General features: G+C 70.1%; 22 protein-coding genes, 1 tRNA gene and 1 pseudogene. 13 read left to right on the plus strand and 11 right to left on the minus strand.

Going from position 1 to position 26456, the window contains the following annotated elements; all coding sequences use genetic code 11:
* Position 1 precedes the first annotated feature (1 nt).
* The 3 genes from EYW49_RS01535 to EYW49_RS01545 all read right to left on the minus strand — a co-directional run bounded on the left by EYW49_RS01535 (position 2) and on the right by EYW49_RS01545 (position 3094).
* Positions 2-1024: an ABC transporter permease gene (locus EYW49_RS01535; RefSeq protein ID WP_131305249.1), complete on the minus strand. Its 1023-nt coding sequence runs from the start codon at positions 1022-1024 to the stop codon at positions 2-4.
* Positions 1025-1105: 81 nt separating this feature from the next.
* Positions 1106-2128, minus strand: a complete 1023-nt coding sequence (locus EYW49_RS01540; protein ID WP_131305251.1) for a sugar ABC transporter substrate-binding protein — start codon at positions 2126-2128, stop codon at positions 1106-1108.
* 45 nt (positions 2129-2173) lie between these two features.
* A complete protein-coding gene (locus EYW49_RS01545; protein WP_131305254.1) occupies positions 2174-3094 on the minus strand; it encodes an SMP-30/gluconolactonase/LRE family protein in 921 nt (306 codons plus the stop codon).
* Between the two features lie 190 nt (positions 3095-3284).
* On the opposite strand from EYW49_RS01545, the gene EYW49_RS01550 reads away from it, so the two are divergent.
* Positions 3285-4538 (plus strand): GAF domain-containing sensor histidine kinase, encoded by a 1254-nt coding sequence (locus EYW49_RS01550; protein ID WP_131305256.1) that lies wholly within the window; start codon positions 3285-3287, stop codon positions 4536-4538.
* Complete coding sequence (locus EYW49_RS01555; protein ID WP_131305258.1) at positions 4535-5281, plus strand: response regulator transcription factor; 747 nt, start codon at positions 4535-4537, stop codon at positions 5279-5281. Before EYW49_RS01550 ends, EYW49_RS01555 begins: the two co-directional genes overlap by 4 nt.
* Before the next feature lie 38 nt (positions 5282-5319).
* On the opposite strand, the gene EYW49_RS01560 is transcribed toward EYW49_RS01555, so the two are convergent.
* On the minus strand, positions 5320-6390 hold the full coding sequence (locus EYW49_RS01560; RefSeq protein ID WP_131305260.1) for an amino acid ABC transporter permease: 1071 nt from the start codon (positions 6388-6390) through the stop codon (positions 5320-5322).
* Between the two features lie 5 nt (positions 6391-6395).
* Positions 6396-7595 carry an amino acid ABC transporter permease gene (locus EYW49_RS01565; protein ID WP_165498094.1) on the minus strand — a complete coding sequence of 400 codons (1200 nt, stop codon included), beginning with the start codon at positions 7593-7595 and terminating at the stop codon, positions 6396-6398.
* Positions 7596-7680: 85 nt separating this feature from the next.
* On the opposite strand from EYW49_RS01565, the gene EYW49_RS01570 reads away from it, so the two are divergent.
* The 4 genes from EYW49_RS01570 (at position 7681) to EYW49_RS01585 (ending at position 12249) form a co-directional block, all read left to right on the plus strand.
* Positions 7681-8238, plus strand: coding sequence for a phosphatase domain-containing putative toxin (locus tag EYW49_RS01570; protein ID WP_165498095.1), 558 nt, complete (start codon positions 7681-7683; stop codon positions 8236-8238).
* 117 nt (positions 8239-8355) lie between these two features.
* On the plus strand, positions 8356-9396 hold the full coding sequence (locus tag EYW49_RS01575) for a transporter substrate-binding domain-containing protein (RefSeq protein ID WP_131305266.1): 1041 nt from the start codon (positions 8356-8358) through the stop codon (positions 9394-9396).
* A gap of 454 nt (positions 9397-9850) precedes the next feature.
* Positions 9851-11395 (plus strand): galactarate dehydratase, encoded by a 1545-nt coding sequence (gene garD, locus EYW49_RS01580; RefSeq protein WP_131305268.1) that lies wholly within the window; start codon positions 9851-9853, stop codon positions 11393-11395.
* Positions 11396-11490: 95 nt separating this feature from the next.
* Positions 11491-12249, plus strand: a complete 759-nt coding sequence (locus EYW49_RS01585) for an SDR family oxidoreductase (protein WP_131305270.1) — start codon at positions 11491-11493, stop codon at positions 12247-12249.
* Between the two features lie 502 nt (positions 12250-12751).
* Here the strand turns inward: EYW49_RS01585 and EYW49_RS01590 are convergent.
* Positions 12752-12825, minus strand: a tRNA-Gln gene (locus EYW49_RS01590).
* A 1182-nt stretch (positions 12826-14007) separates the two neighbouring features.
* On the opposite strand from EYW49_RS01590, the gene EYW49_RS01595 reads away from it, so the two are divergent.
* The 4 genes and pseudogenes from EYW49_RS01595 to EYW49_RS23345 all read left to right on the plus strand — a co-directional run bounded on the left by EYW49_RS01595 (position 14008) and on the right by EYW49_RS23345 (position 18122).
* Positions 14008-15396 (plus strand): Ppx/GppA phosphatase family protein, encoded by a 1389-nt coding sequence (locus tag EYW49_RS01595; RefSeq protein WP_131305272.1) that lies wholly within the window; start codon positions 14008-14010, stop codon positions 15394-15396.
* Entirely contained in the window at positions 15393-16202 is an 810-nt protein-coding gene (locus tag EYW49_RS01600; protein WP_131305274.1) for an RlmE family RNA methyltransferase, read from the plus strand. The genes EYW49_RS01595 and EYW49_RS01600 overlap by 4 nt, the downstream gene beginning before the upstream one ends.
* Before the next feature lie 756 nt (positions 16203-16958).
* Positions 16959-17321: pseudogene (locus EYW49_RS23695) on the plus strand (hypothetical protein); the annotation flags it as partial.
* Positions 17322-17510: 189 nt separating this feature from the next.
* Positions 17511-18122, plus strand: coding sequence for an EF-hand domain-containing protein (locus EYW49_RS23345; protein ID WP_228259384.1), 612 nt, complete (start codon positions 17511-17513; stop codon positions 18120-18122).
* Between the two features lie 124 nt (positions 18123-18246).
* Here EYW49_RS23345 and ilvD read toward each other — a convergent pair whose 3' ends face one another.
* On the minus strand, positions 18247-20103 hold the full coding sequence (gene ilvD / locus EYW49_RS01610) for a dihydroxy-acid dehydratase (RefSeq protein WP_131305278.1): 1857 nt from the start codon (positions 20101-20103) through the stop codon (positions 18247-18249).
* 339 nt (positions 20104-20442) lie between these two features.
* On the opposite strand from ilvD, the gene EYW49_RS01615 reads away from it, so the two are divergent.
* Both EYW49_RS01615 and EYW49_RS01620 read left to right on the plus strand, forming a co-directional pair.
* Positions 20443-21396 carry an AEC family transporter gene (locus tag EYW49_RS01615; RefSeq protein WP_165498097.1) on the plus strand — a complete coding sequence of 318 codons (954 nt, stop codon included), beginning with the start codon at positions 20443-20445 and terminating at the stop codon, positions 21394-21396.
* Between the two features lie 140 nt (positions 21397-21536).
* Positions 21537-22643, plus strand: coding sequence for an ATP-dependent DNA helicase (locus EYW49_RS01620; protein ID WP_131305282.1), 1107 nt, complete (start codon positions 21537-21539; stop codon positions 22641-22643).
* A gap of 25 nt (positions 22644-22668) precedes the next feature.
* Here the strand turns inward: EYW49_RS01620 and puuE are convergent, their stop codons facing one another.
* Positions 22669-23583 (minus strand): allantoinase PuuE, encoded by a 915-nt coding sequence (puuE, locus tag EYW49_RS01625; protein WP_131305284.1) that lies wholly within the window; start codon positions 23581-23583, stop codon positions 22669-22671.
* Between the two features lie 260 nt (positions 23584-23843).
* Positions 23844-24254: a hypothetical protein gene (locus EYW49_RS01630; protein ID WP_131305286.1), complete on the minus strand. Its 411-nt coding sequence runs from the start codon at positions 24252-24254 to the stop codon at positions 23844-23846.
* A gap of 296 nt (positions 24255-24550) precedes the next feature.
* Between EYW49_RS01630 and EYW49_RS01635 the strand changes: the two genes are divergently transcribed.
* Positions 24551-24796, plus strand: a complete 246-nt coding sequence (locus tag EYW49_RS01635) for a hypothetical protein (RefSeq protein ID WP_131305288.1) — start codon at positions 24551-24553, stop codon at positions 24794-24796.
* Positions 24797-24800: 4 nt separating this feature from the next.
* Here the strand turns inward: EYW49_RS01635 and EYW49_RS01640 are convergent, their stop codons facing one another.
* A complete protein-coding gene (locus EYW49_RS01640; protein ID WP_131305290.1) occupies positions 24801-25655 on the minus strand; it encodes a CDP-alcohol phosphatidyltransferase family protein in 855 nt (284 codons plus the stop codon).
* Between the two features lie 37 nt (positions 25656-25692).
* A complete protein-coding gene (locus EYW49_RS01645; RefSeq protein ID WP_131305292.1) occupies positions 25693-26397 on the minus strand; it encodes a phosphatidylserine decarboxylase in 705 nt (234 codons plus the stop codon).
* Between the last annotated feature and the right edge of the window lie 59 nt (positions 26398-26456).

Here is a 26456-nt window from a genome sequence, read left to right on the forward strand (position 1 = left end):
GTCAGGCCTCCTCGCCGAGGTTGGCGGTCAGGCGCCGTTGGCGGCGGAGGAAGAGGACGCGGTCGTAGGCGACGGCGGCGAGCAGGATGCCCCCGGTCAGGATCTGCTGCACGAACTGCGAGATGCCGAGCAGAGTCAGGCCGATCAGGATGGTCCCGAGCAGGAAGGCGCCGATCACCGGGCCGTAGAGCGAGCCGATGCCGCCCGACAGGCTGACCCCGCCGATCACCGCGGCGGCGATCGCCGACATTTCCATGCCGGTGCCGAGCGCCTCGGTGGCGGTGGTGAGCCGCGCCACCAGCAGCAGCGCGGCGACCCCGGCGCAGAAGCCGGACAGCGCATAAGCGACGATGGTGACCCGGCCGACGGCGATGCCGGCGAGGCGCGCCGCCTCGACGTTGCCGCCGACGGTGTAGAGGTCGCGGCCGAAGCGGGTCGAGCCGAGCATGAACTGGAAGCCGGCGAGCACCGCCAGCATCACGAAGAACGACAAGGGCACCCAGGGCAGCGTGATCAGGTCGGAGAGGCCGAGGGTGCCGGCGATGTCGAGATAGCTCTCGAGGCCGGTGATCCAGGGATCGCGGATCGGCGTGGTCGACAGGCCCGGCACCAGTTGGCGCCCGGAGATCGAATAGACCAGACCGCGGTAGGCGGCGAGCGTCGCCAGGGTGGCGATGAAGGGCTGCAGGCGCAGGCGGACGATCAGCACGCCGTTGAGCGCGCCGGCGAGGGTCGCCGCCAGGATCGCCGCGGGGATCACCAGCCACCCCGGCCAATGGAGGATCAGCACCAGATCGAAGGCGACCATCCCGGCCAGCGCGACGATCGCGCCGATCGACAGGTCGATGCCGCGCAGCAGGATCGGGAAGGCCTGGCCGATCGCCAGGATCGCCACGAAGGAGAACCCGGACATCAGATTCTCGATGTTGCCGGCGGTGGCGAAGCGCGGCGCGGCGAACCAGAAGAAGGCGAGCGTCGCGACGAAGAACGCCAGGAGGGCGAGCGTGGCGGATCTGGCGGTCATCGCGACTCCGGAGGCGGACGGCGGACGGGAGACCGCGGCGGGAGCACCGCCGCGGCCTTCAACTCGACGGGACGGACGATCTCACCAGCGCTGGGCGGGCTGGATCGAGGCGACCGTTTCCTTGGTGGCGATGGTATAGGGCATCAGGAGCTTGCCCTGCTGCTTGAAGGCGGTCGCCGGGACCAGACCGGAGGCGAGCACCGTCGCGGCGGCGGCGGCGAAACGGCCCTGCTGGTAGACGTCGGTGTACTGGGTACCGGTCAGTTCGCCCTTCTCGATCGACTCGAGCGCGTCCTTCTCACCGTCGTTGCCGAAGATCACCAGCTTGCCGATCAGGCCCTTGGTCTTGGCGACGTCGACCGCGCCGAGCGCCATCGAGTCGTTGACGCCGTAGAAGCCGCCGAGGTTCGGATTGGCGGCGAGCAGGGTGGTGGCGACGTCCTGGGCCTTCTTGCGCGACCAGTCGGCCGACTGATCGGCGACGATCTTGATTCCCGGGTGATGCTTCTTGAGGCCGTCGACGAAGCCGTTGGTGCGCTGGTCGCGGATGATGATGCCGGGAGGGGCGTTGAGGATCGCCACTTCGCCCTTGCCGCCGAGCTTGTCGCCGAGCGCCTTGGCGATGTCCATGGCGCCGAAGTAGTGGTTCATCTCGACATGGGCCGCATGGGGCTCGGTGGCGTCGATGTTGAGGGTCAGGACGGCGATGCCGGCCCGCTTGGCCTTGGCGATCGACGGGGCGAGCGCGACGCTGTCGATGGGCTGCAGGAAGATCACCGCAGCGCCTTCGTTGATCAGCGTGTCCATCAGGCTGACCTGGACTTCGACCTTGTTCTGGCCGTCGAGCAGGCGGTAGTCGACGGTCTGCTGGGTCTTCAGCACTTCCTCGATGCCCTTCGACCAGGCCGAGGACACGGTGTGGGGCTGCCACTGGATGAAGGCCATCTTGATGTTGCCGGCGGCGCGCGCCGCGGGAACGCCGATCGTGCCGGTGGCGACGTCGGTGAACAGGCCGGCGCTCGCCGCGCCGACCGCGGCCGAACCGAGGGCCAGGCTCTTCAGGAAATTGCGGCGATGGGCGCCGACGGATTCGATCTCGGACATGTCTTCCTCCCTTTTGCTCTTTTTTGATCTGGTTGACGTGGCGTCTCAGGGGCGGGTCGGACGCTCCGCCCCGCGAACCGCCGTGAACACCGCATAGACCGAGGTCGAGGCGGTGATGAACAGGCGGTTGTTCTTGGGCCCGCCGAAGGTCAGGTTGGCGACCGTCTCGGGCACGTGGAGATGGCCGAGCGGCGTACCGTCCGGCGCGAAGATCTCGACGCCGCGCGCCGAGCTGACCCACAGGTCGCCGTATTCGTCGAGGCGCAGCCCGTCGGGCACGCCGTCGGCGATCTCGGCGAAGACCGCGCCTTCGCCGACCGTGCCGTCGGCGGCGACGGGAAACGCCATCACGTGATGCTGGCCGGCGTCGTCGTGGGAACGCGCGCTGTCGGCGACGTAGAGGGTCGTCTCGTCGAGCGAGAAGGCCAGCCCGTTGGGCTTGCCCATCGAGCGGATCTTGGCCTCGACCGCGCCGGTCTCGGGCGCGATGCGATAGACGAAGCAGCCCGGCTGTTCCGGTGTCGAGCGCTTGCCCTCGTAGTCGGTGAGGATGCCGTAGGTCGGATCGGTGAACCACACCGCGCCGTCGGAGGCGACGATCACGTCGTTGGGCGAATTGAGGCGGCGGCCCTCGAAGGCGTCGGCGAGGACGGTGCGCGAACCGTCGGGCTCGAAGCGCACCACCGAGCGGGTCAGGTGCTCGCAGGTGACGCGGCGGCCCTGGGCGTCACGGGTGTTGCCGTTGCAGTTGTTGGAGCTGTGCGACCAGATCCGGGCGCCGAGCTCGGGCACCCATTGCCACACTCGGGCATTGGGGATGTCGGACCACATCAGATAGTCGCCGGCCGGGAAATAGACCGGGCCTTCGGCCCATCGCGAGCCCTGGTGCAGGCGCTCCAGATGCGCGCCGGGCAGGATCAGCCGCCGCATCCGCGGATCGAGAATGGTGAATTCGGCGACGCCCATGTGCCCTCCCCGGAGCCCTCGTACGGACCGTTCCGGTTCTCGTGAGGTGGCCGAACAGTCCCATGGGGCCGAGAGGTCGCCAACCGTCATCCGCGAAACTTCCTTGCGGGATCCCGCAGCCTCGACCGGGAATCTCCGCTTTCCCGCGTCGGCACGGCGTGCGAGTCTCGCGCCACGCCGGAGACCGCCGATGACCACGCCCGAACGAACGATCGATATGGCCCAGATCCTGTCGATCCTGCGGGCCGTCGCGGGCCAACTCGACTTTCGCGCGGTGATTCACGCCGCGTCCTCGGCGATCCGCGATCTTCTGCCGCACGACCATCTCGACGTCGCCCTGCTCAGCCCCGACCGGACCGTGCTGACGGCCTACGAGACCGGGCTGCACACTGAATGGGACGCCGCCACCACGGCGACCAAGCCGGTCGAGGCCAGCCCGATTCGCGACCTGTTCACCGGCGAGGTCGATCACATCCTGACCGACGACGCCCAGAACGATCCGCGCTTCCACTTCGAAGGCGCCTTCTCCAAGCCGATCTTCGCGGCGGGGCTGCGCAGCCGCCTGCACGTGCCGCTGAAGGTCGAGGGTCGGGTGATCGGCGCGCTGTCGTTCTCGACCCAGGCGATCGCCTCCTACGGTCCGGCCGAGGTCGACTGCGCCCAGATCGTCGCCGACATCCTGTCGTCCTACATCTACGCCCTGCAGCAGAGCGAACTGGCCAAGCAGAGCGAGTTGCAGCAGGTCGAGGCCGAGGCGCGGGCCGAGGGCCTCAGAATCGGCGCCCTGCACCTCACCGAGGAGCTCGAATATGCCCGTCAGGCGGTGGGCATGGACCTGCACGACCAGACGCTGGCCGACCTCACGCGGATCTCGCGCAACCTCAAGCGGCTGGTCGCCAAGGCCTCCTTACGCGGCGGCGAGTTGCAGCCGCTGCAGGAGGACATCGACCACTGCCTGCGCGAGCTGCGGGTGATCATCGACAACGCCAAACCGTCGGTGCTGCAGTTCTTCGGCTTCGGTCAGGCGGTCGAGGCGCTGCTCGAGCGGACGGTCGGATCGGCGGCGACGCCCCTGACCTGGCGGCTGATCGACGACGGAACCTGCGGCCTCGACGAGTTGCCGCCGGCCACCGTGGTGGCGCTCTACCGGATCGTCCAGGAGGCGATCAACAACACCCTGCGGCACGCCGGCGCCTCGCGCATCGAGGTGCGGCTGACCACCGAGGACGATCGCGCCCGCATCGTCGTCGAGGACGACGGCCAGGGGCTGGCCAAGGTCGGCGGCCGCCGCACCGGCGGGCTCGCCAACATGCGCACCCGCGCTTCGCTGATCCAGGCCGACCTCGTCACCGGGCCGGGCAGCGGCGGCGTCGGCACCCGGCTCGAACTGGTGCTGCCGCCCCGTCCCCTGCCCCCCGAACCACGGAAATGCACCGAGCGATGAGCACCTTCCTGATCGTCGAGGACGATGCCCTGCATCGCAGCTTCCTGCGCGAGGTGATTCTCCTCTCCGACCTCGGCTGCACCCGGCTGGTCGAGGCCGAGGACGGCGAAGCGGCGGTGCGTCTCGCCCGCGAGGTCGAGCCGGCCGGCATCGTCATGGACCTGCAGATGCCGAAGAAGACCGGCGTCCAGGCGGCCAAGGCGATCTGGGCGACCAACCCGGCGATGCCGATCGTGTTCTGGTCGAACTACGCCGACGAGGCCTATGTGCGCGGCATCACCAAGATCGTGCCGGCCTGCGCGACCTACGGCTATCTGCTCAAGACGGCATCGAAGGAGCGGCTGCTGCGCTCGATCCAATGCGTCTTCCAGGAAGGCCAGAACATCGTCGACCGCGAGATCCGCGGCGTGCAGCAGCGCGGCGCCGGTCACAGCGAGGGCCTCACCGACGCCGAATACGAGGCGCTGCTCGACATCGCCATCGGGCTGACCGATCAGGCGATCGCCACCCGGCGGCGGATCTCGCTCCGCAGCGTCCAGGGCCGGCTGCAATTGCTCTACGCCAAGCTCGGGCTGGTCGAGATGCCGCTGCTCGACGGCGGCACCGCCGAATACAACAGCCGCTCGCGCGCCGTCGCGGTGGCGCTGATGTCGCGGCTGATCAACGGCAAGTCGATCGAGGCGGCGGATTCCGACTACCGCCGCACCGCCGGCGACGACGGCGCGCCCGAGCGGCGGGGCTGAGCGAACGCCCTCCCCGCCCGGCGATTCGTACGGCCGACTCAGTGCCCGTGGCGGGCCTCGGCCATGCGGCGGAAGCGCTCCGACACCGCGACGCAGGTCACCAGATAGAACAGCCCGACGACGATGTTGCCCTCGAGCGTGTAGGCCTGCCACTCGACGTCGGCGGAGGCCATGCGGGCGGTGGCCATCAGGTCGTAGAGCCCGACGATGGCGACCAGCGAGGTGTCCTTGAAGCCGCCGATGATCGAATTGGTCAGCGCCGGCAGGGCGATGCGCAGGGCCTGGGGCAGCACCACCAGACGCAGGGTCTGACGGTAGCCGAGACCGGAACTGCGCGCCGCCTCGATCTGGCCGACGTCGAAATCGTCGAGGCCGGAGCGGAAGTCCTCGGCGAAATAGGCGGCGTGGAACACCGTCAGGACCACGAAGATCGACACCATCGAGGAGAACTGCCAGCCGGGCGGGATCAGCAGCGGCAGGATGAACACCCCGGCAAACAGCACCGCAACCATCGGGATGCCGCGGATGGTCTCGATCCAGGTGACCGCCACCACCTTGACCACCACCGCCTTCGACTGGCGGGCGAGCGCCAGCGCGATGCCGATCGGCAGGGCGGCGGCCATGGTGAACACCGACAGGAACAGGATCAGCGGCAGGCCGTTCCAGCGGGTCGAATCGACCGGCTTCAGCCCGAAGATGCCGCCCGACAGCAGCGCCAGATCGGCGACGAAGGCGGCGACGAACAATCCGGCGAGGCCGACGACGCCGCCGCGCCAGAACAGCGCCACCGCCACCGCGACCATGGTCACGCCGGCGGCGATCTGGGCGCGCCAGCGCTCCTCGAAGGGATAGGTGCCGGTCAGGATGACGTCGCCCTTGACCCGGAGAAACGCCCAGCAGGCGCCGCCGGCGCGGCGGCAGGCCTCGGGATCACCGCCGTAGCCGACCGCGTCGATCACCAGCCAGCGCACCATCGCCGGGATCGCCCAGGCGAGGAAGGCCACGGTCACCAGGGTCGCCAGCGTATTGAGCGGCCCGTCGAACAGGTTGGCACGAGCCCATTCGCGGGCGACGACGAGGCGGGAGCGACGGGGGCGGGTGTTCGACATGGACCTCAGCGCCCCACCGGTCGGGTCGCCGCGGCGAACCAGTTGAGCGCCGCCGCGGTGGTGAGATTGATTGCCAGGAACACCACCATCACCACCGCCATCAGCTCCACCGGCCGGAAGGTCTGGTTGACCGCGGTGTTCATGACGCCGACCAGATCGGAATAGCCGACGGCGAGCGCGATCGAGGTGTTCTTGATCAAGTTGAGATACTGGTTGCCGAGCGGCGGCACGATCACCCGGATCGCCTGGGGCAGGACGATCAGCCGCAGGATCTGCAGCGGCCGCAGGCCCTGGGCGAGCGCCGCCTCGCGCTGGCCGCGGTCGACCGAGACGATGCCGCCGCGCACGATCTCGGCGATCTGGCTGGCGTGATAGACCGACAGCGACACCCACAGGGCGGTGAACTGGACGGTCAGATGGGCGCCGCCGACGATGTTGAAGCCCTTCAGCACCGGCATCGACCAGTCGACGTGGAGCAGACCGGTGCCGAGGAGCGCGGCCAGCGCCAGGGCGATCCCGGCGAGCGACGGCAGCGCCACCGGCAGCCGCCGCCCGGTCAGATCCTGACGGCGTTTGACGATCCGCGCCCAGACCATGGTGGCGCCGAGCCAGACGGCGAGGGTGAGCACCAGGGCGAGGCCGCCGACGGCGATCTCCGGCCACGGCAGATAGAGCCCGCGATTCGACAGGAAGCCGCCGCCCGGCACCGGCCAGGCGGCCCGCACCAGCGGCAGGCGGCGCACCATCAGCACGTAGATCGCCAGAATCACCAGGAGCTTGGGCAAGTTGCGCAGCAGCTCGACATAGACCCGCGCCAGCGTCCGCAAAAGCCAGTTGCGACTGGTCAGGGCCACCCCGACCATCAGCCCGACCACGGTCGCGGCGACCAGGGTGGTGGCGGCGAGCAGCAGGGTGTTGAGCAGGCCGACCAGCAGAACGCGGGCGTAGCTGTCCTTGGGGGTATAGGCGATCAACTGTTCGGAGACGTCGAAACCGGCCTCGCGGGCGAGAAAACCGAAATCGATCGACACGCCCGACGCGGCGAGATTGCGCGTGATGTTGAGATGCGCGACATATCCCAAGGTCAGCAGTGCCACCGCCAGGGCGGTCTGCCAGACCGCCGACCGGATCCGCCGTCGCGTGAAGAGCGACGGCCGCGGTCGGGGCAGGTCGGGCGACACCTGCGTCGCGAGGGTGGCTGGCATCGGACGTCCTGCAACTGGGCCCCCGGCGCCGGTACGGGGCCACCGGAACACGGGGAATGCCCCGAGCATAGAGGGTGCTGCGGACTTGGCCAACCGACCGCGTGTCTCGATCGTCACCGTCCCCGGCTGTGCCGGGCGGCTCCATCTGTCGCCGCTGCCGGGCACCTGGAGCGGTGCGCCGTCGCCCGAGACGGTGCGGCGCGATCTCGCGGCGATCGCCGGCGCGGGCGCGACGACGCTGGTGTCGCTGGTCGAGCGCCGGGAACTGCCGCTGTCGGCCGAGGCCTGGGACGCGGCAGTGCGGGCCGCGGGGCTCACACCGGTGGCGCTGCCGATCGCCGACTACGGCGTGCCCGGCGCCGCCTTCGAGGCGGATTGGGCGGCGGCCGGTCTCGCCGATCGTCTGCGGCGCGGCGAGACGGTGGCGCTGCACTGCCGCGCCGGGGTCGGCCGGACCGGGACCATCGCCGCGCGGCTGCTGGTCGAGGCGGGCGGGCTCTCGGCGGCCGCGGCGATCGCCATGATCCGCGCCGAGCACACCGCCCGCGCGGTCGAGACCGAGGATCAGGCGGCCCATCTGGCGGCGGTCGCCGCGGCGCGCCGCGAGGACGAGATGCCCGCGGACTCGCCGACGCGAGGATGAATGTCTCATAAGTCCATCGTTCGGGCGGCTCCGCACTTGTGACAGGCCGGCCCTCGGGCATATTGACGGAGTTCCACCCCGTCGTCAGACCGTCGTCGGTCGTCCGAGAGGTACCCCATGTCGATCCGCATGCTCATGGCCGCGACGCTCGTCGCCGCCGGTCTCGCCCCGATGGCCGCCGAAGCCGGCCCCGTCCTCGACCAGATCAAGAAGGACGGCAAGATCATCTGCATCGTCAATCCGAAGTCGCCGGGCTTCTCGGTGCCGGATGCGCAGGGGGTGTTCCAGGGCTTCAACGTCGACTTCTGCCGCATGGCCGCGGCGGCGATCTTCGGCGACGCGAGCAAGGTCGACATCCGCGGCGTCGGCTTCTCCGACAGCCTGAAGACCCTGGTCGCCGGCGGCGCCCACATGGCGTCGCGGTCGCTGACCGTCACCGGCACCCGCGACGCCGATCCCGGGCTGGCCTTCATCACCCCGACCTTCTTCGACGGTCAGGGCTTCATGGTCGCCAAGTCGATGGGGCTCAAGTCGGCGAGCGAACTCAACGGCGCCACGGTCTGCGCCGAAGAGGGCTCGACCACCCTGCTCAACCTCGCCGACTGGTTCTCCGACCACAAGATCAAGTATCAGGTCGAGAACTTCACCGACATGACGGCGCGGCTGCAGGCGTTCTTCTCCGGCAAGTGCGACGTGATGTCGAACGACTTCACGGCGCTCGCCGCCAACCGTCAGCTCGCCGAGAAGCCGGATGCCTATGAACTCCTGCCCGACATGATCTCGTCGGAGCCGCTGGCGCTGGTGTCGCGCCCCGACACCGAGTTGCAGAAGACGCTGTTCTGGAGCTTCCAGGTGATGCTGACCGCCGAGCAGTACGGCATAAACCAGAAGAACATCGGCGAGATCGTCGCCAAGCTGTCGTCGCAGCCGGCGGCGGTGCAGCGCCTGTTCGGCGACAAGGGCGCCGCCGCCGACATGGCGACCAAGCTCGGCATCGCCCCGAACTGGACGGTCGAGATCATCCGCCAGGTCGGCAACTACGCCGACGTGTTCGATCGGCATCTCGGCCCGAAGACCGCGCTGGCGATCGACCGCGCCAAGACCCCGAATCGTCTGGTCAAGGACGGCGGGTTGCTGATCACCTATCCGATCCGCTGAGCGGTGCGGCGAGGGACCCGCTCGGTCGGTGAGGGCGAAAGCCCGGACCGGGCGGGGCCAAGTACCACCGACCGCGGCGATCGGCACCCCGGGCCGCCGGCCTCACGCCTTCGGCGCTCCCGACCGGCCGCGAACCGAAGTCGTCCGATGACTTCGCCCGGTGCGGCGGAGATGCCGCCGCAGGCTCGCCGCCCTACGCAGGAACTCGGATGACGGAGAGCCAGGACCCTCGGTCATTCGGCTGATTTTTCTCACATTTTTCGTCGATGCCGCCGGTTCTTCGCATTAAGTCGTCTGACGTCTGATCAATAGTAGTGGCGGCGCGAAAAGGCTCACGGTATCATCCTCGCCATCGAGGTGATCGCCGCGGCCGACGCCCCTTTCCGGGGCCGGTGCGGCGATCGCCGGCCCCCGCGATGCGCCGTCGAGAGCGCGAGCGGGTAAGGAGGACGCGATGACCGAGACACAGGCCCCGACGCCGCTGCGCATCAAGCTCGACGCCCGCGACAATGTCGCGATCGTCGCCAATTCCGGCGGGCTTCCGGCCGGCACCGTGTTCGACGACGGCCTGACCCTCGTCGACGCCGTGCCCCAGGGCCACAAGGTGGCGCTCGAGGACATCGCGGCGGGCGGGTCGGTGATCCGCTACGGCGAGGTCATCGGCATCGCCGTCAAGGCCCTGCCCAAGGGCTCGTGGATCACCGAATTCCTGGTCGACCTGCCGGCCGCGCCGGCGCTCGCCGACCTGCCGCTCGCCACCCGGCCGGCCCCCGACCTGCCGCCGATCGAAGGCTACACCTTCCAGGGCTATCGCAACGCCGACGGTTCGGTCGGCACCCGCAACATCCTGGCGATCTCCGAGAGCGTCCAGTGCGTCGCCGGCGTGGTCGACCACGTGGTGGCGATCATCAAGGCCGAGCTTCTGCCCAAGTACCCGAACGTCGACGACGTGGTCGGGCTCGGGCATGCCTACGGCTGCGGCGTGGCGATCAACGCGCCGGCGGCGATCATCCCGATCCGCAGCCTGCAGAACCTCACCCTCAATCCGAACTTCGGCGGCGAAGTGCTGGTGATCGGGCTCGGCTGCGAGAAGCTCCAGCCCGAGCGCCTGTTGCCGGGCAAGACCGCGGATGCCGCGGCCGGCGACATCCTGAGCCTCCAGGACGAGAAGTTCGTCGGTTTCCAGGCGATGGTCGCGGGCATCCTGGAGATGGCCGAAGAGCGGCTGAAGCGCCTGAACGAGCGCCGCCGCGAGACCTGTCCGGCGTCCGATCTGGTGGTCGGGGTGCAGTGCGGCGGGTCGGATGCCTTCTCCGGGGTCACCGCCAATCCGGCGATCGGCTTCGCCTCCGACCTGATCGTGCGGGCCGGTGGTACGGTGATGTTCTCCGAAGTCACCGAAGTGCGCGACGCGGTGCATCTGATGACGCCGCGGGCGGTGAACGCCGAGGTCGGCCGGGCGATCCTGCGCGAGATGGCGTGGTACGACCGCTATCTCGCCGAGGGCGAGACCGATCGGTCGGCCAATCCGTCGCCGGGCAACAAGAAGGGCGGGCTCGCCAACGTCGTCGAAAAGGCGCTGGGCTCGATCGCCAAATCGGGCAAGAGCCCGATCGCCGCGGTGCTGTCGCCGGGCGAACGGGCGACCACCAAGGGCATGATCTTCGCCGCGACCCCGGCCTCCGACTTCGTCTGCGGCACCCAGCAGCTCGCCTCGGGCATGACGCTGCAGGTGTTCTCGACCGGCCGCGGCACGCCCTACGGGCTCGCCGCCGCGCCGGTGATCAAGGTCGCGACGCGGACCGATCTGGCGAAACGCTGGCACGACCTGATGGATCTCGACGCCGGCCGCATCGCCACCGGCGAGGCGACCATCGAGGAGGTCGGCTGGGAGCTGTTCCGGCTGATCCTCGAGGTGGCGAGCGGACGCAAGCCGTGGTCCGACCAATGGGGCCTGCACAACGCCCTGACGATCTTCAACCCGGCGCCGATCACCTGATCGACCCGCCGCCGGCGACGACCCCGAAGCGCGCCCCTCCCGCACGACGGCGGGGGGGCAGGAGCAGCGCGACCCCCGAGCAGGAGCGGACCGAGATGGCAGCGGGACTCAAGACGGCCCTGGTCACCGGGGCAGGCAGCGGCATCGGCAAGGCGAGCGCGCTGGCGCTCGCGGAGGCCGGGTTCACGGTGATCCTCGCCGGGCGACGCGCCGAGGCGCTGGCGGCGGTGGCGGCCGAGATCGCGGCGGGCGGCGGCACGGCGCTCGCGGTGCCCACCGACGTCGCCGATCCGGCCGCGGTCGAGGCGCTGTTTGCGACCATCGTCGCGCGCTTCGGGCGCCTCGACGTGCTGTTCAACAACGCCGGACGCAATGCCGGCGCGACGCCCTTCGCCGATTATCCGCTCGATCAGTGGAACGCGGTGGTGGCGGTCAATCTGACCGGCGTGTTCCTGTGCGCCCAGGCGGCCTTCCGCCTGATGCAGAGCCAGACCCCGCGCGGGGGGCGGATCATCAACAACGGGTCGATCTCGGCCCATTCGCCGCGCCCCAATTCGCTCGCCTATACCGCGACCAAGCACGCGGTGACCGGCATCACCAAGTCGATCGCCCTGGACGGGCGGCCGTTCGACATCGTCTGCGGCCAGATCGACATCGGCAACGCCGCCACCGACCTGACCGAGCGGATGACCCGCGGCGTGCTCCAGCCGAACGGCGAGATGCTGCCCGAGGACCGCATGGACGTCGCGGTGGTCGGCCGATCGGTCGCCCACATGGCGAGCCTGCCGCTCGACGCCAACGTCCTGTTCATGACCGTGATGGCCTCGAAGATGCCCTTCGTCGGGCGCGGCTGAGGCCCGCGCCGGGAACCACGCCGGGCGATCGGCGAGTCGCGTGCGCCGTCGGAGCGGGCCGAGGCGACGGTGTCGGGCCGCGCGCGGAGGGGTGCGGATCGCTCCCGGGCGACGCTTCGGCAGACCGTCATCGAAGCCCCCGACCGATCCGCGCGGTCGCGACACCCGACCCGTGTGTCCCCTGTGGGCGTCACACGAGTGCGAAGGAGCAGGTTACGCGCCCGTCGCCGTTCGGACGACCGTGCGGCGCCGGGCTCCGACGGCGCATTCGAGAGCTTCCGCGGCTTTTCCGGCGTAGAAACCGCGCGCGATTGCGCGCGATCGAGAAGCGATGATTTCGGAAATCGCGAACCGTGACACGCGCCGCCACCCGGGATAGCCAGCGCCCGGGCCATCGTTGCGCTTCCATGGGGTGACAAAGGCGGTACTCGTGGGGTACCAGCGCTCAAGACCGGCCCATCAACGCGTTGAAAACAGTATAGAATTGCAGCTGAAATATGGTTGGCTGGGGGACCTGGATTCGAACCAAGATTGACGGAGTCAGAGTCCGCAGTTCTACCGTTGAACTATCCCCCAAGGGACGAACGCGTGGCGCCCGTCGCCGGTGGGCATCCGTCTAACCGATCGACGGTCGGGTTTCAAGCCTCGAGATGCCGACGACGACGCAACCCCGCTGCGCGTCCGATCCGGGCGGCCGCAGACACCGCGCCCTCCGCATCCCTCGAGGGACCGGACCGGCCACCGACGGCGGCGCGCAACGACGCCGGGACAGGGTACCGGCCTCCGCCGATGCCGGCCGCGACGGGCGATGCGCCGCGGCGGCGTCCGAAGCCGCACGGCGAGCGAGCGTCGCCGACGGAAGTCGCCGTGCGGGCGCCGACGGGGGCGAAAAGGGAAACAGACGAGCCGCCGACGAGTCGCGCCGCCACCCGGGGTACCCCGATCGCCGCCCGCAACCGCCAATTCGGCGGGAGGCGCGGTGCTCTCCGCCGATGGTTCGAACGAGTTCCGCTTGTCAGCCGTCGAAGCGCTGGTAGAGTGGGGACAACGTGACCAACCGAGGCGTCGCGCGCGACCTTCGCGCAGCAGGCGCGGAGACGACATTTGGGAAATCGAGGAGACGAACCGCCAGCCGCGGGTCGTCCCGGTGTGGCTGCCGTCGACGGCGCGCCGACGAAGCATCGTCGTCGCAAGCGCCGAGGACGGCGGACCCGCTGGCCATCCGTGGCCAAGGCCGGGCCGAAGGCGCCGGTCGATACATCGGCGTCGCCCGCCGACACGTCGACCGCCCCGGTCGGCGACCGCGCGGTCGTGCGCCCGCCGTCCCCCGCCCCTCCCACCTTCGGTCCTCCCCCCGTCGAGGCGACCCGCCGGGCCGATCCGCGATCGGGCCCGGACGCGCAGCGGTCCTCGCCCACGGGCGAGAGCGGCGGCGCGCGCTCGGGCTCGGCGTCGGCGGACGATCGGCGGCGCGACCGACGCGGCGCCGAGACCGGGCCGGTCGGCGGACCGCGGACCTCGGCCTCCGGCACGCCGGGCGGCGACGGACGCGACCGACCGTCCACATCCCCCTTCGGCGCCGACGATCGACGCCGGGACGGGCGCGGCGGGGAACCCGCACGCCTCGGCGGGACACGCGCGGACCACGGCGCCGACCGAGGCGGCGCACGACCCTCGGCCCTGCATGCCGACGGCGATCGGCGGGCGACGGACGTCGGGCAGCGGGACGAGCGCGCGCCGCATCGCGACGGCCCGGCCATGGCGCGCGGCGATGATCCGGGCGCGGTTCGGCGATCCGGCGGCGACGCCGATCCGGGGTTGCGCGACCCGCATCGCGGCGACGGCCGCCTGCAGTCCCACGACGCGTCGGCGTGGCTCGGCGATGCCACGGCGACCGACGTCCGCGCGCCGCAGCGGCCGCGGCCCGACGGGCGCGATCCCGACGGCGCAGATCCTCGCGCGCCCACGGACCGCGGCAACGCGGATCCGCACGGCGCTCCCTCGGACGCGGCCACGGCCCTCCCCTGGGCAGCCGAGGCGCCGGAGCCGGGCGGCGCCGATCCGCTGCGCGGCGAGCCGGTGCCGCGGCGCGTGCCGGCCGGGCGGGCCCGCGCGACCGGGCCGCTCTACGCGGCGCTCGATCTCGGCACCAACAACTGCCGCCTGCTGGTCGCCGAACCCTGGCACCAGGGCTTCCGGGTGGTCGACGCCTTCTCGCGGATCGTGCGGCTCGGCGAAGGCCTGTCGCGCAGCGGCCGGCTGTCGGAGGCGGCACAGGACCGGGCGATCGACGCGCTGAAGGTCTGCCGCGGCAAGCTCGACGGGCGCGGCATCGTGCGCTCGCGGCTGGTCGCCACCGAGGCTTGCCGGGCGGCCGAGAACGGCGCCGAGTTCCTCGACCGGGTCGAACGCGAGGCCGGGCTGCGGCTGGAGATCCTGACGCGCGAGACCGAAGCGCGGCTGGCGGTCGCCGGCTGCGCCAATCTGATCGACTGGTCGTCGGACGGCGCCCTGCTGTTCGACATCGGCGGCGGCTCGTCGGAGCTGGTGTGGCTGGAATTCGGCACGGGACGGCGCTACGGCAGCGATCCGACCCGCCACATCCGCGCCTGGACCTCGCTGCCGGTCGGCGTGGTGACCCTGTCGGAGCGCCACGGCGGCGTGGCGGTCGGACCGCAGGTGTTCGAGGACATGGTCGCCGACGTCGACGATCTGCTCGCCGGATTGACCGAATGGCGCGGCCTCGAGGCGCGGCTGGGGCCGGGGCGCTATCACATGCTCGGGACTTCGGGAACGGTGACGACGCTGGCCGGGGTGCATCTCGGCCTCAAGCGCTATGATCGCCGGCGCGTCGACGGCACCTGGTTGTCGGACTTCGAGGTTGGCGAGATGATCGACCAGTTGTTGGCGATGGATTTCGACGACCGGGTCGCCAATCCCTGCATCGGGCTCGACCGGGCGGACTTGGTGCTGGCCGGTTGCGCGATCCTGGAGGCGATCCGGCGGCGCTGGCGGTGCGATCGGCTCCGCGTCGCCGATCGGGGCCTGCGCGAGGGCATGTTGACCGAATTGATGATGGGTGACGGCATCTGGCGGCGGCCCTCGCGGGGCGCGCGGTCGGGGCGCGGCGAAGGGAGCGGGACGTGAACGACAAGGGCTCGGAAGGCGGCGGCGGCGCGCCGCGCGCCCTCAAGGTCAAGGTGAAGACCGCCAAACGGCGGACCGCCTCGTCCACCAAGTGGCTGCTCCGGCAGTTGAACGACCCCTATGTGGTGCGGTCGAAGAAGGACGGCTGGCGCTCGCGCGCCGCCTACAAGCTGATCGAGATCGACGACAAGCAGCATCTCCTGAAGCCGGGCAATCGGGTGATCGATCTCGGCTGCGCGCCGGGCGGCTGGTGCCAGGTGGCGGCGCAGCGGGTGCGCTCGCGCGACGAGGCACCGCGGGTGGTCGGCATCGACTATCTCGAGATGACCGGGGTACCGGGGGCGATCTTCCTGCAGAAGGACTTTCTCGACGACGACGCGCCGGCGGCGCTGATCGCCGCGCTCGGCGGCGAGATGGCCGACGTGGTGCTGTCCGACATGGCGGCGCCGGCGACCGGCCACAAGAAGACCGACCATCTCAAGATCATGCATCTGTGCGAGGTGGCGATCGACTTCGCTCGCACCGTGCTGCGGCCCGGCGGACATTTCCTCGCCAAGGTGCTGCGCGGCGGCACCGAGGGCGAGCTGTTGGCCAACCTGAAGCGCGACTTCGCGACCGTCGCCCACATCAAGCCGCCGGCGAGCCGGGCGGATTCGGCCGAGCTCTACGTCATCGCCAAGGGCTTCCGCGGCAGCGGCGTCGAGCCGCTCGCCGAGGCGCCCGAGGAGGATTTCGACGACGGGCGCGACGACGCGGATCGCGAGGCGCCGACCTCCGGCTGGATGCCGCCCCTGAAGAAGGTCTGACGACGCGGGCGCCGCCCGACCCGCGCGATCGGCGTGGGGGGCAGCCGGCCGACGCCCGAGCGTGTCCCTGCGGCAGGATCTGCCGGGCCGCCGGCGCCGACCGGCAAGAGCTGCCGTGAACGGCCGGGCCGAGCGCCGCGGCGATGGGCTCGGTTTCGACGTGTAGGCACCGCGGGCGGCGGAAACGCGGGCGGAAACACGGGGGCGGCCTACGGGAGGGCCGCCAGGGGCGGCAAGCCCGCGGGCGCCGAGCGCTCGGCGCGCCTACAGGCGATCGCGAGGGGTTTCCTCGAACCCCGCATCCTCCCGATCGGTCACATCCTGCCCCTACCGTCGTCCCCGGCGAGCCCGAAGGGCGAGGGAAGGAGACCCGGAGGCCACACGGGAAATGGCAATGCTCACCGCATGCCCCCCTGGATCCCCTTCCCCTCCGCCGGCTTGCGCCGGCTCCGGCCGGGGATGAAGGCCGAGGGGCGGCCAGGCTCGAGCGCGTTTCCGCCCCTCCCCCGATCCGGGTCACCCCCTCCCCCGCCGCGCCCCTGCGTCGGCCGGTCGACGAGGCGGCGTCCCGATGCGGGCGGAGGCGTGGAAACCTTCGGGGACCTTCGACGTATCCCGTCCGTTTCCCGCCCGTTTCCGAAATTCTGCAAAACTTTCCGGATCTTAACCTCTGGGGCCGCGGCACGGTTCTTGATCTCTCTCAGGCGTCCCGATCGCTTCCGATGGCGGGACGTCACCGACGAGAGGGGAATCCGAATGATCGGTTCCACGACTTCCACCAGCCAGGGCCTCTATTGGCCGCGTTCGTCGACCACTACGACGGGCGCCGACAAGGCCGGCGCGACGGCGACGTCGTCCGCCACGTCCTCCACATCCTCGACCGATCCGCTCCAGGCGCTGTTCGGCACCATCGACTCCGACTCCTCGGGCGGCGTGTCGTCGACCGAGCTGCAGAGTTTCGTCGACAGCTTCTCGAGCGCCACCCGCAGCGCCCTGCTCGGCGTGCAGGAGAACGGCACGTCGTCGACGTCCTCGACCACCTCGACCGCGAGTTCGTCGTCGACGTCGTCGAGCACGGCGTCCGCCTTTGCGACCATCGACAGCGACGGCGACGGCACGATCAGCCAGAGCGAACTGTCGAGCTTCATGCAGGCGTCGATGCCGCCGCCCCCGCCGCCGCCCGACGGCAGCAGCGGATCATCCGACACGACGACGAGCAGCGGTTCGTCGAGCAGCACGAGCAGCACGACCACCGGGTCCACGACCTCGTCGACCTCGACCACGGGCAGCGATCCGGCCAGCCGGTTGATGGCGGCGCTCGACACCAACGGCGACGGATCGGTCAGTCAGAGCGAGCTCGAGGCGGCGCTGAACGGCAGCACCTCGTCCACGTCGTCGTCCACGACCACGTCGAGCACGTCGTCGTCCTCGACCAGTTCGGCGAGCGATCTGTTCTCGGCGATGGACACCGACGGCGACGGTTCGGTGTCGCAGACCGAACTGGCGAGCTACATGAAGGCCAATGCGCCGCCGCCGCCCCCGCCGCCGAGCGATCAGGCGGCGACCACCGACACGACCGCCACCACGGCGACGAGCACGTCGGGCGACAGCGGTTCGTCGAGCGGCGGATCCTCGGGCTCTTCCGGGTCGTCGAGCGCCTTCAGCGCGATCGACACCAACAAGGACGGCACCATCTCGCAGGCCGAACTCGACGCCTATCTGGCGAAGTCGGCCACCACCACGTCGTCCTCGACCGGCACCGACACCAGTTCGACCGACAGCAGCACCAGCAGCAGCACCGACGCCGCTTCGGCCTTCTCGGCGGTGATCGCCCAGATGCTGCAGCAGTCCTACCAGCGCGTCGGCTCGCACAACGACCTGCAGTCGACCCTGCTCAAGTCGATCGACGCGATCGCCTGAGGCCCCGGCTCCCCACCCGGGCCCTGGTGAGAAAGAGGCGGGATCCCCAGCCCGCCTCTTTCCCGTTTCCGAGCCGCGACCGTGCGAGCCGGGGTCCCCGGTCGCGCCGGCCGCGCCGGTCGACTCAGCGCTCGATCTGCGACACGTCGCGGACTGCGCCGCGGGCGGCCGAGGTGGCCATCGCGGCATAGGCGCGCAGCGCCGCGGAGACCTTGCGGGTGCGCTGTTCGGCCGGCTTCCAGCCCGCGGAACCCTTCGCCTCCATCTTCGCCCGCCGCGCCGCCAGCTCCTCGTCGGAGACGAGGAGCGCCAGGGTACGGCCGGGAATGTCGATGCGGATGCGGTCGCCGCTCTCCACCAGACCGATGGCGCCGCCCTCCGCCGCTTCCGGCGAGGCGTGGCCGATCGACAGGCCCGAGGTGCCGCCGGAGAAGCGGCCGTCGGTGAGCAGCGCGCAGGCCTTGCCCAGGCCCTTCGACTTCAGGTAGCTGGTCGGATAGAGCATCTCCTGCATGCCCGGGCCGCCCTTGGGGCCCTCGTAGCGGATCACCACCACGTCGCCGGCGACCACCGTGCCGCCGAGAATGCCGGCCGAGGCCGAATCCTGGCTCTCGAAGATCTTGACCGGGCCTTCGAAGGTCAGGTTCGCGGCGTCGACGCCGGCGGTCTTCACGATGCAGCCGTCGAGCGCGATGTTGCCGTAGAGCACGGCGAGGCCGCCGTCCTTGGAATGGGCGTGGTCGCGCGAACGGATCACCCCGCCGGCGCGGTCGAGGTCGAGGGCGTCCCAGCGCCGGGCCTGGCTGAAGGCCTCGAGCGACGGCACGCCGCCGGGCGCGGCGCGCCAGAAGGTCCGGACCTCTTCCGAATTGGTCGAGACCACGTCCCAATGGGCGATCGCCGCCTTCAGGGTCGGCGTGTGGACGGTGGGCAGGTCGCCGTGGATCAGGCCGGCGCGATCGAGCTCGCCGAGCAGCGCATAGACGCCGCCGGCGCGGTGGACGTCCTCCATGTGGACGTCGGCGACCGCCGGAGCGACCTTGCTGAGGCAGGGGACGCGGCGCGACAGCCGATCGATGTCGGCCATCTTGAAGTCGACCCCGGCTTCTTCCGCCGCCGCGAGGAGATGCAGCACGGTGTTGGTCGAGCCGCCCATGGCGATGTCGAGGGTCATGGCGTTCTCGAAGGCCTGCTTCGAGGCGATGGCGCGCGGCAGCACGCTCGGGTCGTCCTGCTCGTAGTGGCGCTTGGCGAGATCGACGATCAGCCGGCCGGCGGCGAGGAACAGGCCCTTGCGGTCGGCGTGGGTCGCCAGCATCGAGCCGTTGCCGGGCAGCGACAATCCGAGGGCCTCGGTCAGGCAGTTCATCGAATTGGCGGTGAACATGCCCGAGCAGGAGCCGCAGGTCGGGCAGGCCGAGCGCTCGTAGGACTTGACGTCCTCGTCGGAGACCTTGTCGTCGGCGGCGGCGATCATCGCGTCGATCAGGTCGACCGCCTTGGTCGCGCCGCTCGACAACAGCACCTTGCCGGCCTCCATCGGGCCGCCCGAGACGAACACCGTCGGGATGTTCAGCCGCAGCGAGGCGAGCAACATGCCGGGGGTGATCTTGTCGCAGTTGGAGATGCAGACCATGGCGTCGGCGCAGTGGGCGTTGACCATGTATTCGACCGAGTCGGCGATCAGGTCGCGCGAGGGCAGCGAATAGAGCATGCCGTCGTGGCCCATGGCGATGCCGTCGTCGACCGCGATGGTGTCGAACTCCTTGGCGATGCCGCCGGCCGCCTCGATCTCGCGGGCGACCATCTGGCCGAGGTCCTTCAAGTGGACGTGGCCGGGCACGAACTGGGTGAAGGAATTGACCACCGCGATGATCGGCTTGCCGAAATCGCCGTCCTTCATGCCGGTGGCGCGCCACAGGCCGCGGGCGCCGGCCATGTTGCGGCCGTGGGTGGACGTGCGGGAGCGATAGGCGGGCATCGGCGGACCCTCTGAGCGGGCGGCGGGCGGCGGGCCCGGCGCGTTGCGGTCGGTGGACGTTCGACATAGCGCCTTCGAAGACGGCGGACCAGAGGCGAGCCGGCGGCGGAGATCGTAAATTCGCCGAAAATCGGCTCGCGAGGGAACGCCGCCGTCGATCGGCGGGGGCCGGCGAGCAGCGCTTGCTCGAAACCGCCATGCAGAAGCGCCGCGCACGCCATGCGCGGCTTGCAGGTTCGCCCCGCGCCGACAGATGATAGGAAGATCGGGCAGTCGTACGATGACTGTCCCTGCGCCCGCATCCGATCGTCGATCCGATGCCGAGACCGGAGCCGGCCGTTGCTCTTCGCGATCGAGATCGTCCTTCCCATCTTCACGCTGATCGCCTTCGGCTGGACGCTGGCCGCGGTCGGCGTGCTCGGGCGCACCGCCGGCGCCGGGCTCGCCGAATTCGCCGCCAAGGTCGGGCTGCCGGTGCTGATCTTCAAGACCATCGCCTCGGCGCAGATGACCGCCGACGCCCCGTGGATGCTGTGGGCCTGCTACTTCCCCGGCGCGGCGATCGCCTGGACCGCCGGCCATCTGTTCGCCGGTCGGGTGCTCCGGCGCGATCCGCCGACCGCGGTGATCGCCGGCATCGCCTCGGCCTTCGCCAACACCGCCTTCGTCGGTCTGCCGCTGGCCCAGCGCGCCTATGGCGAACACGGCGTGCTGATCGTCTCGCTGCTGCTCGCCGTCCACATGCCGATCATGATGGCGACGGCGACGATCCTGATGGAAAGGGCCGAGCGGCAGGTCAAGGGCGGCGACGGGCGCTCGCCCTTGCGGGTGATGCTGCAGATCCTCGCCAACGTCGGCCGCCAGCCGGTGGTCATCGGGGTGATCTGCGGCACGGCCTTCCGCCTCTCCGGGCTGGTGCTGCCGGAACTGGTCGACAAGCCGATCGGCATGATCGCCCAGGCCTCGACGCCGGTGATGCTGTTCGCGCTGGGCATGTCGCTGTGGGCGCACGGGGTCAAGGGCGAGGTGGCGACCGCGGTCGCGGCTTCGGTCGCCAAACTGGCGCTGATGCCGGCGGCGGTGCTGGCGATCGCGCTGGCGCTCGGCCTCGAACGCTCGAACATCGGCCCCCTGGTGCTGATCGCCGCGCTGCCGACCGGCATCAACGTCCACATGATCGCCATCCAGTTCCGCTCCAACGAGCGCCTCGCCTCGGCGACGGTGGTGATGACCACGGTGGTGAGCGTGGTCACGAGTTCGCTGTGGCTGATGCTGCTGGCGCGCTTCGTCTGACCGCGACGATCCGTCGTCGCGGCGACGGGACGATCCGGTGTTTCCTTTTCGTTCTCGTCGTTGCACAGTGCGCGCGGTGCGCGGCGGCGGGAATCGGATAGGGTCGCACGCCCGGACGAGGCGTGGAGACGCAGGCGAGCATGGACTGGTCGAGCGAACAGGATACGGCGCTGCGCGAAATCGCCGCCTGGCTGAAGCGCGGGAGCCCGCAGGTGTTCCGGTTGTTCGGCTATGCCGGCACCGGCAAGACGACGCTCGCCCGCCATCTCGCCGAAGGCATCTCCGGGCCGGTGGCCTTCGGCGCCTTCACCGGCAAGGCGGCGCTGGTGATGCGGTCGAAGGGCTGCGACGGCGCCTCGACCATCCATTCGATGATCTACCGACCGAAGCGGCCGGCCGAGGACGAGGAGGAGGAGGAGACCTTCTCCTTCGCCCTCAATCGCCAGTCGGAAGCCTCCAAGGCGTCGCTGATCGTCATCGACGAATGTTCGATGGTCGACGAGGAGCTCGGCAAGGACCTCCTGTCCTTCGGCAAGCCGACCCTGGTGCTCGGCGATCCGGCGCAGCTGCCGCCGGTCAAGGGCGGCGGTTTCTTCACCGAGGCCCAGCCCGACGTGATGCTGACCCAGGTCCACCGGCAGGCCGCCGACAATCCGATCATCCGCCTGTCGATGGAGGTGCGCGAGGGTCGCGAGTTGGCGATCGGCGACCACGGCGACACGCAGATCATCCGCCGGCGCGACATCTCCGCCGACCGCATCCTGTCGGCCGATCAGGTGCTGGTCGGGCGCAACAAGACCCGGCACCTCTACAACAAGCGGATCCGCGAATTGCGCGGCTACACCAGCCCGACCCCGGAGGTCGGCGAGAAGCTGGTGTGCCTCAGGAACGACAAGACCAAGGGCCTGCAGAACGGCGGGCTGTTCCGGGTCACCCGGATCAAGGAGCCGAAGAACGGCTTCCTGAAGTTCGATCTGGCGGCCGAGGAGACGGTGGAGAAGCGGCGGATCGCGGCTTCCGTGCTGCCGGCCTTCTTCGAGGGCGGCGAAGAGGCCCTGCCCTTCGCGCTGCGCCGGCGCTCCGACGAATTCGACTACGGCTACGCCCTGACCGTCCACAAGGCCCAGGGCTCGCAATGGGACGACGTGGTGCTGTTCGACGAGAGCTTCGCCTTCCGCGAGCACCGGGCGCGCTGGCTCTACACCGGCATCACCCGGGCGGCGGAGCGGCTGACCCTGGTGGTGTGAGCCGCCGCTTCCGCCCGGTCGGCCCTCAGGTCGGCCGGTGATGGGCGTGCCAGTGCCAGGCGATGTCGATGCGCCGGGCGACCCACACCGCCTCGCGGGCGGCGATGTGGTCGAGGAAGCGGATCAGCCCGGCGATGCGGGCGGGGCGGCCGACGATGCGGCAGTGCAGCCCGATCGACATCATCTTCGGCGCCGTCGCCCCCTCCTCCCACAGCACGTCGAAGGCATCGCGCATGTAGGTGAAGAACTGTTCGCTCTCGGTGAAGCCGGGGGCGTTGGCGAAGCGCATGTCGTTGGTCTCGAGGGTGTAGGGGATGGTCAGGTGCGGCCCCTGCGGTCCCTGTTCCCAATAGGGCAGATCGTCGGAATAGGTGTCGCTGTCGTAGAGGAAACCGCCCTCCTCCTTGACCAGATCGCGCGAGTTGAGCGACGTCCGCCCGGTGTACCAGCCGAGCGGGCGCGAGCCGGTGACCGCGGTGTGGATGCGGATCGCCTCGTCGAGGTGGCGACGCTCCTCGTCGCGGGAGAAGTCGCGGTAGTCGATCCACTTGAGGCCATGGGAGGCGATCTCCCAATCGGCGTCGCGCATCGCCGCCACGGCCTCGGGGTTGCGGGCGAGCGCGGTCGCCACCCCGAACACCGTGACCGGGATCTCGCGGGCGGTGAACAGCCGCCACAGCCGCCAGAAGCCGGCGCGCGAGCCGTATTCGTACATGCTCTCGACGTTCATGTGGCGCTTGCCCGGCCAGGGCTGGGCGCCGAGCACGTCGGACAGGAAGGCTTCCGAAGCGGCGTCGCCGTGCAGGATGTTGTTCTCGCCGCCCTCTTCGTAGTTCAGCACGAACTGCACCGCCACGCGGGCGTCGCCCGGCCAGCGCGGATGGGGCGGATTGCGGCCGTAGCCGATCAAGTCGCGGGGATAGGGCGCGCCGTCGGTCATGACCGACTCCTCTCGTCGAACGGGTTCATCTCCCCCCGAACTGAGCCCGGCACGCGGCGAAATTCAAGCGCGTGTCGTTGCAGTTTCGATTCCGGTGGAAGATCGCGAGCGCCGGCACCGGCCCGCAGTTGCAGCAGAGAGTCCGATTCAAGCGCCTCAAGAATCGATTCCGGTGCCTCGAGGAGCGCGTGAAGGCGGAGGCTTTCTGCTTCAATTTCAGATGGTTGGTGCGATTTCCCGAGGCATTCGCGCAGCGGCGCTCAGCGCCGGCGGCGGGTGTTCGAACGCACGGCGACACGGACCGGCACCGGTGTGCGGGTCTCGACCGTGGCCGGGGCGGAGCCGCCGCCGGAACCGTCGGACTCGTCGTCGCCGGGCAGCAGCATCACCGCGGTGGCCATGGCGACCGAGCACATGGTCACCAGGAAACCGAAGAACAACAGGAACAGCGGGATCCACGGCTGGTCGGAGGCCATCATCAGCGAGCGCAGATGGGCGGTGTCGGTGACCAGCACCGCGACCACCAGGACCAGGGCGACGCCGGCGCCGATCAGCCAATTGACGAACAGCAGGCGCAGCAGCGGCTGATGACGCAGCGGCGTCGGACCGCCGGCCGGCGACAGCTGCGGCGCGGCGGGGTCGTATGGGGCTGACGGGCGGTCGGCGGTCATGATCGAGTCTCCCTGGGTCGCTCCCCACTACATAGGGCGGCGCGGGCCGAGGCGAGGAGAAATTCGTCGAAGTGCGGGTGGCGTGCCCGAAACCAGTGCGCGCATCCGAGGAGAAATCGTGCGACTCTCGGGAACTCGGAGGATCCGGTCGTCGTTCTGCCATGCGACGACGCCATCATGCGCTCGCCGGCCGTGGACGGGCCGACGGCCGGGATCCGCAGTCGGAACGGCACGGGCCTTGCTTCTAACCATCGGACGATGGACGATCGCCCTCGGGCGTCGGGACGGAGAGCGACATGACCGGCAACGACAGGACACCGACGCGACCGAGTGCCGACGGCATGAGCCGGACGCTCGGCGAGTGCCCGCCCGGGCGCGACCCGGCGCAGTTCTCGCCGGTCCTGGAATCGCGGATCGTCGCGATGCGCGCCCTGCTCGGCAGGATGCGGCCGCAGAGCGACGCCGAGGCCCTCCAGGCGCTGCGCAGCGCCTTCCCGGATGCCAGCCTCGCCGACCGCGTCGCGGCGCTCTCGCACCGCTGAGGGCTCAGCCCGGCGAGGTCACGGCCTCGTCCGCGGCCTGCGCCTGTCGTCTGGCGGCCTCCGCATCGGCGGCGGCGAGACGTCGGAAGGCGCGCCACCCGAAGGGGATCGCCGCGACATAGGCGAGGGTCACGACCGTCAGGATCGGGAACGGAAAGCTCACCAGCGACGCCGCGAACAGCACCACCGCCACCGACAGCGGGATCACCGATTCGCGCGGCACGCGGGTGCCGAACTTCTTGCCCGACCAGGTCGGGATGGTCGAGACCATCATGAAGGCGACGAAGATGGTATGGATCGCGACAACCGCCGCGACACCGGGGACCCGTCCGATCGGCAGGATCTCGGCGAGATAGAGCGGCAACAGGGCGGTGATCGCCGCCGCCGGGGCCGGCATGCCGACGAAGAAATCGGCGTGCCAGGCGGGCTTGGGGGTCTCGATCATCACGTTGAAGCGGGCGAGCCTGAGCACCGCGGCGATGACGTAGGCCAGCACCGCCAGCCAGCCGAACGAACCGGCCTGATTCAGCACCCAGATGTAGAGCAGCAGCCCCGGCACCACGCCGAAGTTCACGAAGTCGGCGAGGCTGTCGAGCTCGGCGCCGAAGCGCGAGGTGCCCTTCAGCCAGCGCGCGACGCGGCCATCGACGGCGTCGAGCAGCGCCGCCACCACCACCGCCCCGACCGCCCATTCGAAATGGCCCTCGAGCCCGACGCGGATGCCCGACAAGCCGGCGCACAGGGCCAGCAACGTCACCAGATTGGGCAGCACCACCCGGAACGGCACCGAGCGCAGCCGCGCGAAACGGCGGCCGGTGCGGACCGACTGATGCACCACGGGCGGAAACAGATCGCTCATCGGCGTCGAAGCTCCAATTCGGGCGCGCGCCCCCGCGTCAGTCGCGACGGGTGATGCGGACCGCGCTCGGTGCGGCGGCGAGGTCGGCGAGGATGGTCTCGCCGGCGATCGAGGTCTGGCCGAGCGCCACCAGGGGCGTGGTGCCGAGCGGCAGGTAGACGTCGAGGCGCGAGCCGAAGCGGATCATGCCGAAGCGCTCGCCGGCCGCCAGTTCGGCGCCTTCCGTGGTCCACACCACGATGCGGCGGGCGACCAGCCCGGCGATCTGCACGCAGGCGAGGGTACCCAGCGCGTGACGGACCACCAGGGCATTGCGTTCGTTGAACTCGCTGGCCTTGTCGAGTTCGGCGTTGAGGAACTTGCCGGGCGTATAGACGATGCGCTCGACCGTGCCGGTGATCGGCATGCGGTTCACATGGACGTTGAAGACGTTCATGAAGATCGAGATGCGCAGCATCTCCTCGGCCGGCAGACCGAGTTCGGGCGGTGGCAGAACCGGGCCGATGTGGCTGACGCGACCGTCGGCCGGGGCGATCACCAGACCTTCGGCGATCGGCGTGACGCGGGCGGGGTCGCGGAAAAAGGCGGCGACCCAGATGGTCAGGCCGAGCAGCAGCCAGAACAGCGGCTGCCAGAACTGGCCGATCACCACGGTCAGGATCAGGGCGATGGCGACGAAGGGCCAGCCCGCGCGATTGATCGGCGGGAAGGCGCGGGTGATGGTCGCGAACAGGGAATCCATCGGAGGTACTCTGAAGACCGCGGGCGCGGCGGGAAACGGGTGCGGCGGCGAGCACCGTC

Origin of the sequence: Siculibacillus lacustris, from assembly GCF_004328075.1 — a bacterium.
GTDB lineage: Bacteria > Pseudomonadota > Alphaproteobacteria > Rhizobiales > Ancalomicrobiaceae > Siculibacillus > Siculibacillus lacustris.

Coding starts and splice junctions, on each gene's coding strand:
- EYW49_RS01535 (WP_131305249.1), bottom strand. CDS start 1,024: ATGACCGCCAGATCCGCCACGCTCGCCCTCCTGGCGTTCTTCGTCGCG.
- EYW49_RS01540 (WP_131305251.1), bottom strand. CDS start 2,128: ATGTCCGAGATCGAATCCGTCGGCGCCCATCGCCGCAATTTCCTGAAG.
- EYW49_RS01545 (WP_131305254.1), bottom strand. CDS start 3,094: ATGGGCGTCGCCGAATTCACCATTCTCGATCCGCGGATGCGGCGGCTG.
- EYW49_RS01550 (WP_131305256.1), top strand. CDS start 3,285: ATGACCACGCCCGAACGAACGATCGATATGGCCCAGATCCTGTCGATC.
- EYW49_RS01555 (WP_131305258.1), top strand. CDS start 4,535: ATGAGCACCTTCCTGATCGTCGAGGACGATGCCCTGCATCGCAGCTTC.
- EYW49_RS01560 (WP_131305260.1), bottom strand. CDS start 6,390: ATGTCGAACACCCGCCCCCGTCGCTCCCGCCTCGTCGTCGCCCGCGAA.
- EYW49_RS01565 (WP_165498094.1), bottom strand. CDS start 7,595: ATGCCAGCCACCCTCGCGACGCAGGTGTCGCCCGACCTGCCCCGACCG.
- EYW49_RS01575 (WP_131305266.1), top strand. CDS start 8,356: ATGTCGATCCGCATGCTCATGGCCGCGACGCTCGTCGCCGCCGGTCTC.
- garD (WP_131305268.1), top strand. CDS start 9,851: ATGACCGAGACACAGGCCCCGACGCCGCTGCGCATCAAGCTCGACGCC.
- EYW49_RS01585 (WP_131305270.1), top strand. CDS start 11,491: ATGGCAGCGGGACTCAAGACGGCCCTGGTCACCGGGGCAGGCAGCGGC.
- EYW49_RS01595 (WP_131305272.1), top strand. CDS start 14,008: ATGGCGCGCGGCGATGATCCGGGCGCGGTTCGGCGATCCGGCGGCGAC.
- EYW49_RS23345 (WP_228259384.1), top strand. CDS start 17,511: ATGGCGGCGCTCGACACCAACGGCGACGGATCGGTCAGTCAGAGCGAG.
- ilvD (WP_131305278.1), bottom strand. CDS start 20,103: ATGCCCGCCTATCGCTCCCGCACGTCCACCCACGGCCGCAACATGGCC.
- EYW49_RS01620 (WP_131305282.1), top strand. CDS start 21,537: ATGGACTGGTCGAGCGAACAGGATACGGCGCTGCGCGAAATCGCCGCC.
- puuE (WP_131305284.1), bottom strand. CDS start 23,583: ATGACCGACGGCGCGCCCTATCCCCGCGACTTGATCGGCTACGGCCGC.
- EYW49_RS01630 (WP_131305286.1), bottom strand. CDS start 24,254: ATGACCGCCGACCGCCCGTCAGCCCCATACGACCCCGCCGCGCCGCAG.
- EYW49_RS01635 (WP_131305288.1), top strand. CDS start 24,551: ATGACCGGCAACGACAGGACACCGACGCGACCGAGTGCCGACGGCATG.
- EYW49_RS01640 (WP_131305290.1), bottom strand. CDS start 25,655: ATGAGCGATCTGTTTCCGCCCGTGGTGCATCAGTCGGTCCGCACCGGC.
- EYW49_RS01645 (WP_131305292.1), bottom strand. CDS start 26,397: ATGGATTCCCTGTTCGCGACCATCACCCGCGCCTTCCCGCCGATCAAT.